We start from the raw sequence: 8,031 nt of genomic DNA on the forward strand, positions 1-8,031 counted from the left end.
CTCCCTTCTGGCGGGTCAGCCCCGGCCGTCAGTTGGCGCCCTCGGCCTCCTCCGTGCCTTCCTTCTTGGTGTCGGTTACCTTGAAGGACTTGTCGAGGTAGACCTCGATCGAGGTTCCGTCGGCCTGCTTGACCTCTACCGCGTACATGCCGGGCTTCTCCGCGTCCTCCTCGGACTTCACGACCGTGCCCGGGTAGGCGGCCAGCGCGGCGGCCTCCGCCTTCGACTTGACGTCACCGGTCAGCGGCGGCTCCTTCTTGTCGTCGGTGTCGCCGCCGGCCTGGTCCGCCGCCTCGGTGCCACCCGCGCTCTGGGCCTGCTGCTGGGTGTCCGCGCCCTTGGAACTGTCGGAGCCGGAGTCGGATCCGCCACAGGCGACCAGGGCGAACGCCAGCACGGCGACCGGAGCGGCGAACAGGGCACGACGGGGCAGAACACGCATCAGGATGTCTCCAAACACTGGGAACAGCTGGGTAGTTCGGAGAACCGCGGGAGCGGATCTCCGGGGGACGACAACGACCCTAGAAACCCGCTGTCGAGCAGCAGCCCAGCAGATTGAGAGAGGCAGACCAGCAAACTGCCAAACCTTCGCCGAGCGGGGTGCGGCATGATCAAGGCCAGCCGATTCCCCGGGGGGCCGACATGGCATGGTCCGAGCACGTGCTGGTGCGCGACGGTGTCCGGCTGGCCTGCCGGGACTGGGGCGGGTCGGGACAGCCCATCGTGCTGCTGCACGGCCTGGCCGGTCACGCGGGCGAATGGGACGTGCCGGCACGGAGCTTGAGCTCCCGGTATCGGGTCGTTGCGGTCGACCAGCGCGGGCACGGCGCCAGTGAGCGCCACCCGCAGGACGTCTCCCGCGCCGCCTACGTCGCCGACGCCACCGCCGTTGTCGACCGGTTGGCACTGGAGCGGCCCGTCCTGGTCGGCCAGTCCTTGGGCGGGCACACGGCCATGCTCACCGCAGCCGCGCACCCCGGGCTCGTCCGAGCGCTCGTACTCGTCGAGGCCGGCTCCGGCGGTCCGAACCCGAAGGTGCCCTCGGACATCGGCGCATGGCTCGACTCGTGGCCGACACCGTTCCCCTCACGCGAAGCGGCAGCCGTGTTCTTCGGCGGCGGGCCCGTCGGCGAAGGCTGGGCGGCGGGCCTGGAAGAACGCGACGGCGGATGGTGCCCTCGCTTCGACCGTGACGTGATGGTCCGCTCGCTGGCGGAGAACGCCCGGCGGTCCTTCTGGCACGAGTGGGGCCGGGTCACGTGCCCCACCCTGCTCGTGCTGGCTCAGTCCAGCTTCATCCCCGCGTACGAAGTCGACGAAATGCTCCGCCGGCGGCCCACCACGATGGCCATGAGCATCCCCGGCACCGGCCACGACCTGCACCTGGAACGGCCTGAAGCCCTGCACACCGCCCTCTCGGGTTTCCTCGACGGCCTCGGCTGAGAAATCCGGCGCGGTCACATCGGCATCGTGGCCACAGTGTCTGCTCGACGTTTCAACGGGATCCGTGTGGTTCCTCACTGCCGCGCATGATGCGCTGCAGGATCTGTCGTTCCGAGGGCTGTAGCGGGGGTTCGTTCGTCCGGGGGAGCAGTGGTCCATTGAGGGTGGCGAACAGGGCTGCCGGGCTCAGAAGTCGCGATGCGGGGGCTTTCAAGCTGGTCACATCCCACAGGGCCGTCGCCGCGTTGAAGGATCCGGTCGCGGCGCGGGTCAGCCGGCGTGCGTAACCGGCGGCGAGACGGTCGGCGATGGTCGCCTTCTCGCCTCTGACGTCCGGGTACAGGACGTCCATGGCCACGGCGGTGGACCATGCGGTGTCGACGTGCCGGGCGGCGCTCAGCAGGACGCGGCGGGACAGTCCGGGGGTGGAGACATCGCTCCGGACCAGTTCCCGGAACAGGTCGTGCGCGCCCAGAGCGGCGACGGACATTCCCTGTCCGTACGCCGGGTTGAAGGTGGCCAGCGCGTCGCCGAGAACAAGGAATCGCTCCGGCCACACCGGGGATTTCTCGAAGTAGCGCCGGACGTTGCTGGTGCTGCGGCTGACCGCCACGTCGGTGAGGGGCTCCGCGCCGGAGATCAGTTGGCTGACGAGCGGGTGCGGAAGGCCGGCGATGTAGTCGAGGAAGCCCTGCGTGTCGTTCGGCGGCTCTCCTCCTCGGGTGCCGCCGGCGCTGACCATCCACCGGTTGCCCTCGATCGGCAGGACCATGGCGCTTCTGCCCGGCCGGCCGCTGTAGGGGTTTGCCTGGATCATGGTCAGGGGGAAGGACTCGGCACCCGGTGGTGTGCGGTAGATGCGGGTGGCATTGGTGAGGCCGGAGTCGATCTTCCTCTGCTGCACCGCGCTGACGCCGATGGCTGTGAGCCACTCGATGTTCCGGGAGCCGCGTCCGCTCGCGTCGATGACGAGGTCCGCCTCCACCTCGCTGCCCAGCGTCGCGTCGGCCCCGCTGATGCGGACACCGCGAACGCGCTGTGCGTCGCCCAACAGCCCCTCCACCACTGCCTGATGGATGGAGAGTCTGGTCGTCTGCTGAAGCAGCGTTTCGCGGACCACCCAGTCCAGCAGGCCCCGCGTACAGGTGATCATGCGGGAGCCGTTCCGCCGGTAGCGGCGGAACCAGCCGGCGTCCGGGGAGTAGGCCAGCATGCCGTTGGCGAGCGAGATCTCGTGTGCGCCTGCCTCGAAGAGGCGCTTGCGCACGTCTTCCCTGAACAGGCTCTCCATGGCCATCGATCCGCCGGCCATGAGCAGGTGGGCATGCTGTCCCTGGGGAACCCCTCGGCGGTTTGCGGGACCGGACGGCAGCACATCCCTGTCAAGGAGCACGATTTCCGCCTCGGGAACCGCTCGGGACATTGCCGCTGCGGCGAGCAGCCCGGCTATGCCCGCTCCGATCACGACAGCTTTTTGCGACACCGATACTCCTTGTTGCGGTCGTGCGTTTTCACTGTGCCTGTACGTGATCCGGTGCCGCGTGCTGCGTTCCGCTCACGGCGTTCGCGAGCTCGACCAGATCGATGGTGAGGCGGAGTTTCTCCGGCGGATCGGCAGGGCCGCCGATCCGCCCCGATGCCCGGAGTATGCCATCCGTGATCATCGCTTTCTCTGCGGCGATGCGGGCCCTGTCGGGGCTCTCGCCACGTCCGACCGCGGCTGAGTAAGCGGTCTCGCCGACGCGCTGGTCGACCTGCGCCGCCAACTGCAGCAGGGCGTCGCGGATGCGCGCTTCGAGCAGGTAAAGGCGGCGGCTGGGCAGTTGCCACCAGAACTGCCACCATCGAGGGGCGGCCTGGGGGGTGGTGGTGACGTCTTTGACCGCGGTCCACAGGGGCAGCAGCGCCCGGTAGTCGACCAGGCTCTGCTTCTCCGATGCCGCAGCCGATAGACGCGGAAGGACGAACCCGGCGGAGTAGATCAGCGCGCCCAGGGAAGCGGCGGGCGGGGCCACCGTCGTGGACAGGAAATCGAGGTCGTATCCGCACCACCGGGCCACGACCGCCGTGACCTTGGTCAGCTCGAATCCGATGACGTCCAGGAGCAGGCCGGCCAGGATCAGCCGGAGTCCGGCGCGGAGAAGACCGGTGACCTCATCGCGCGCCCACTTCAGACACACCACGCTCAGTACGATGGTGCTGGCCAGGTGCCCCAGGAGGTAGAGGACGATCATCTCCCGCATGTACGGGGTGTTGGCGTAGTAGGTGTCCAGGTCGGTGAGGCGCTCGGTGTCCGCGTCCGCGAGACAGAACAACACGATGATGGCGAAGATCAGCAGTACGTAGACCGCGATGCTGATGCGCACCATCCGGCGTATGTGGTGGGTGGGTCCGCCCCGCCAGTGGATCAGCAGGATGATCAGCGAGCAGCTGAAGGCCGAGATGGAGCTGTAGGTCAGCGGCGCACCGACGTTGGGGATCCCGGTGACGCGGTTGACGGCGGCCAGCGTCGCCGGAGCCGCGCAGATGAAACACATGGCGCCGAGAAACGCGGTCGCCCGGGTGGGAACCGTCAGCGCGGTGGGAGCGGTCGTGCGGGAGCGGCGGATCACCATCGCGGCCACGACTAACAGCGACGCCGCCAGATATACGACAAGGCTCATGTCGGGAACTCCGTTGCGCCGACTGTGGGGTACAGGCGGTGGCGCGCGTCATGCCGATCCGGCCCGGGCGGGGTCGGCAGCGGCGTAGTGAGACTCACGCTCGGATCTCCTTATGGCATCGGCGATCAGGACCAGCATCCGTGGATTGCGCGGCAGTGCCAACGGGGCCGGTTCAACGGATGGTTCCGCCGGCCGCCGGATGCTCTGCTGTGCCGCCGCGGCAATCGTGGCCGCCCATGCGGCGGACGCGGCCAGTTCGTGAGGGGTCACCGAGCGGCCGCGTCGGCCGCTCCGCTCCTGCAGCCTCTTCAACTCCGCTTCCGCGACGTGGTCGTAGAGCGCTTTGTCGAAAAGGGTTTCTATCTCGTGCAGGCCGTTGAGGATGGTGCTGCGGCGCCAGGTGGCCCACAGAAAGGGGGAGCGAGGCCGTTCCAGGCGCAGGGCGCGCTCCGTCAGCACCGGGTCGAGCACGGCATCAAGCGGGGCGAGACGAACGAAGTCGCCCCAGGACGAGAAGTGATGCCCAGCCAGCGGCAGCAAGACCCCCGTCACCGTCAGCAGCGCACCCAACCCGGCAAAGAGCGGCGGAATGGAGATCCCCAGTTGCGGCCAGTCCTGGCCGGACCAACGCGCCCCGACGGCGGCCAGTTTGGAGATGCTGTAGCCGGCGCTGAGCACGGTGCCGGTGCCGATCGTCAACAGGCTGGCCCGAAGCCAAGGGCGCTGTCGGACCTCCTCCTCGCGTGCCCAGCGCAGCGCCCATGTGGCGCTGACAGTCACGGCCGTCAGATGCGCCAGCAGATACAGCACGATCATCTCGGCGACCCAGGGAGTCGTCGCGAAATAGGTGTCGAAGTCGGTGCGCCGCTCCTCGGCCGGGCTGCCCACGGCGAAGAGAACGGCGATGCCCGCGAGGACAACCGCGTAGCCGTAGATCCATTTTCGGGTCGTACGGCGCATGGACGGCCCGTCCCGCCAGCAAGCGATGAGGATCAGCAGGGCCGCGCTGTATGCGGTGATCGCCGCGTAGGTGAGCGGCGCGGCGATATTGGGCACACCGGTCAGCCGGTTGATGAGCGCCACGGTCGGGGGAGCCCCGAACAGGAAGCACAGCGAGGCGAACCCCAGCACGGCGATGATGGCGCGCAGGGACGGATCGATCCGGCGTCGCGCCAGATCGGGCAGGCGGAACAGGAGCGCGATCCACAGCAGAGCACAACTGATGTAGTTGATCGCCCCGCTCATCTGCGGTTCCTCTGGTAACCGAGGGAATCGGCGATCCGGCGGGCCGTGTCGCCGGCGATCACGTCGCGATCCATCAGGGACCGCATCTGCTGTCCCACGAGAATCCCGAACAACTCGGCTTCCTTCTCGGGATCTTCGTCGAACCGGGACCGAGCAGCTGCCGGCTGGGCCGCGTGCGGATGCCCCGACCCGGTTGGGGAGCACGCTTCGGCCGCCAACTGCTCGGGCGTCAGCCCGTCCTTCTGCCTCATATGCCAGAGTTCATGGCCGAGGATCTGCGCCTGGTGCCACACTTCGGCATCCGCCTCGATGATCACGTCGTCCTGCTGCTGCCGCTCCACCCACATGCCGGTAGCGCCGAACTTGCGCGGAATGCGGACTCGGTGCACCTCGAGCGGACGATCACCGCGCCACTTCCTCGCGGACTCGACAAGGGCCTGGAACAGGGCTTCCGGGTCGGCCGGACGCTGCCCGCCCGACGCGTCGGCCTGTTCACCGGCCAGACGCTCGCGGATGGGACCGATCAGTACGTCGGCGAACTGCTGCATGTCCCTGTCACGGCGCCGCATCTGCCGCCACTCGCGCAACCCGGTCAGAGGATTCATCTCAGCTCGTGAGGTTCGACGGGAGGGCGACACCGCACGTCACGGCGACCGGAAGGGAGATGCGCAAGTGAAGGGACAGCGCAGCTCGCGTCGGCTCAAAATCCTCACCGAACAAGGAATTTGCCCTCCGTCATCCCTGCCCCCTGGTTACGTCGCCCTGACCTTACCGGAGCACTTACCGGCGTGGGACGGCAAAAGGGCCACCGCACGAAACCGCTGCCAACTTCGTCCGAGGATGCGCGTGTTGTGCGGTCCCGAAAGCGCCTGCGGCACCGTCCGCGTCCGCGACCGTACCCTCTGCCCGGCTTCAGGCCGCGTCGTGCTCCGCTGCGGCGGGCCTGGCCGGATGAGGGCCTGTGGTGAGGGTGGCTGTGGCGTCGGTCAGGTGGAGGACGAGGTCGGCCTGGGCGGTCAGGCGGAGGTCGTGGGTGATGAGAAGGGTCGTGCGGCCTGCTGCCAGGCGTCGTAGCGGTGCCATGATGCGGGCGGCCGACGCGTCGTCGAGGCCGGCCGTCGGCTCGTCGAGGATCAGGACGGGTGCGGTGCGCAGCATGGCCCGGGCAAGGGCGATTCTGCGGCACTGGCCGCCGGAGAGGTGGCTGCCGCGTTTGCCGACGGGGGTGTCGTAGCCGGCGGGCAGGGTGTCGACGAAGTGGTGGGCGTCGGCGGCCATGGCGGCGGCGACCACCTCCTCGTCCGTCGCGTCGGGGCGGCCGTAGACGATGTTCTCCTTGACGGTGCCGTCGAAGAGCATGCTGTCCTGGAGCAGCAGGGTGATGTGCCGGCGCACCTCGTCGACCGGCAGGTGGGCGCTGTCCCGGCCGTCCAGCAGGATGCGCCCTTCAGAGGGTTCGTACACGCGCAGGAGGAGCTTGCCGAGGGTGGACTTCCCGGCGCCGCTGGGGCCGGTGACGGCGAGCAGTGTGCCGGGGGCGATGTCGAGGCGGACACGGTGCAGGACGGGGTGGGCGGCGCCGGGGTAGGCGAAGCCGACGTCGTGGAAGGCGAGGGCGCCGCGTACCGGATCGACGAGCGGCGGGATGTCCGGCCGCGGGGTGCTGTCGGCGACCGGTCCGGTGCGCAGTACCTCGACGAGGCGCTCGCACGCGGCCGTCGCGGAGGAGGCACTGACCGCGAGTTCCCCTAGTTCCTGCAGCTTGGGCTGGAGATAGCCGAGATAGGCGGCGAAGGAGAGCAGACCGCCGACGCTGAGGTGGTGCTCGGAGATCTGCCAGGCGCCGGCACCGATCACGGCCAGCACGCTGAGGGTCTCGAGGAACTCGCCCGCCGACCCGTACACCGATGACAGCCGGATCTGCCGCAGCCCGGCCCGCATCCACACCCGCCCCTCCCGGTGCACCTTCTGACGCTCCGCCTGCTGACGGCCGTACGCCTGCACGAGCGGCATGTTCGCCAGGCTCTCCTCGAGCAGGGAGGCGAGGCGTCCGTTGCTGTCGCGTTCATCGCGGGTGGCGGAGCGCATCAGGCTGCCGAACACACGGGCGCCGAACCAGATCAGCGGCGCCACGGTGAAGGTGACCAGGGCCAGTTGCCAGCTGGTCCAGAACGCCGCGGCGCCGAACACCAAGGCGCCCACGACGGTGGTGATCAGATCGACGGGAGCGGAGGCCACCAGTGACTCGACGGCTTCGACGTCCCCCGTGAGCCGGGTGACCAGGTCACCGGTGCCGTAGCGGTCGAGGGTGTCGGGTGGTACCCGCTGGAGGTGTTGGAAGATGCGGTCGCGCAGACCGAGCAGGAAGTGTTCGCTGCACCAGCCGGTGAGGTAGCCACCCGCGGCCGAGGCGACCGCACCGGCAGCGGCGAGCGCCAGCCAGAGGGCGGCGGGCTGCCAGAAGGCCGCCAGGTCTCCCGGCGTGAGCACCTTGTCGGTCAGGACGCCCACGATCCCGATCGCGGCCGCGTCGCACCCGGCCGACACCACCAGCAGCACTGCCGAGACCAGCACCACCGCGCGGTTGACGCTCACCAGCGGCCAGAAGATCCGGAAGGCGGCCACGGGGGAGAGGCGGGCGTGTCGCGTGGGGGTGGATGCTGCATGGGCGGCCACGGAT

Annotated in this window: 7 protein-coding genes; 1 reads left to right on the top strand and 6 read right to left on the bottom strand. The window is 69.0% G+C overall.

The window, feature by feature from the left end:
- Nucleotides 1-28 precede the first annotated feature (28 nt).
- Entirely contained in the window at nt 29-442 is a 414-nt protein-coding gene (locus tag MKW14_RS39635; protein WP_240871415.1) for a peptidase, read from the bottom strand.
- Nucleotides 443-642: 200 nt separating this feature from the next.
- Between MKW14_RS39635 and MKW14_RS39640 the strand changes: the two genes are divergently transcribed.
- Entirely contained in the window at nt 643-1,443 is an 801-nt protein-coding gene (locus tag MKW14_RS39640) for an alpha/beta fold hydrolase (RefSeq protein WP_240871416.1), read from the top strand.
- A gap of 52 nt (nt 1,444-1,495) precedes the next feature.
- Here the strand turns inward: MKW14_RS39640 and MKW14_RS39645 are convergent, their stop codons facing one another.
- The 5 genes from MKW14_RS39645 to MKW14_RS39665 all read right to left on the bottom strand — a co-directional run.
- Nucleotides 1,496-2,926, bottom strand: coding sequence for an NAD(P)/FAD-dependent oxidoreductase (locus tag MKW14_RS39645; RefSeq protein WP_240871417.1), 1,431 nt, complete (start codon nt 2,924-2,926; stop codon nt 1,496-1,498).
- A 28-nt stretch (nt 2,927-2,954) separates the two neighbouring features.
- Entirely contained in the window at nt 2,955-4,106 is a 1,152-nt protein-coding gene (locus MKW14_RS39650; protein ID WP_240871419.1) for a DUF6545 domain-containing protein, read from the bottom strand.
- Between the two features lie 48 nt (nt 4,107-4,154).
- Nucleotides 4,155-5,351, bottom strand: a complete 1,197-nt coding sequence (locus MKW14_RS39655) for an MAB_1171c family putative transporter (protein ID WP_240871420.1) — start codon at nt 5,349-5,351, stop codon at nt 4,155-4,157.
- Complete coding sequence (locus MKW14_RS39660; RefSeq protein ID WP_240871421.1) at nt 5,348-5,956, bottom strand: toxin; 609 nt, start codon at nt 5,954-5,956, stop codon at nt 5,348-5,350. The genes MKW14_RS39655 and MKW14_RS39660 overlap by 4 nt, the downstream gene beginning before the upstream one ends.
- A gap of 307 nt (nt 5,957-6,263) precedes the next feature.
- Nucleotides 6,264-8,031, bottom strand: a 1,768-nt coding sequence (locus tag MKW14_RS39665; RefSeq protein ID WP_276623258.1) for an ABC transporter ATP-binding protein, incomplete at its 5' end; no start/stop codon positions are given.

This window comes from Streptomyces gilvus (assembly GCF_022513565.1).
GTDB classification, from domain to species: Bacteria; Actinomycetota; Actinomycetes; order Streptomycetales; family Streptomycetaceae; genus Streptomyces; species Streptomyces gilvus.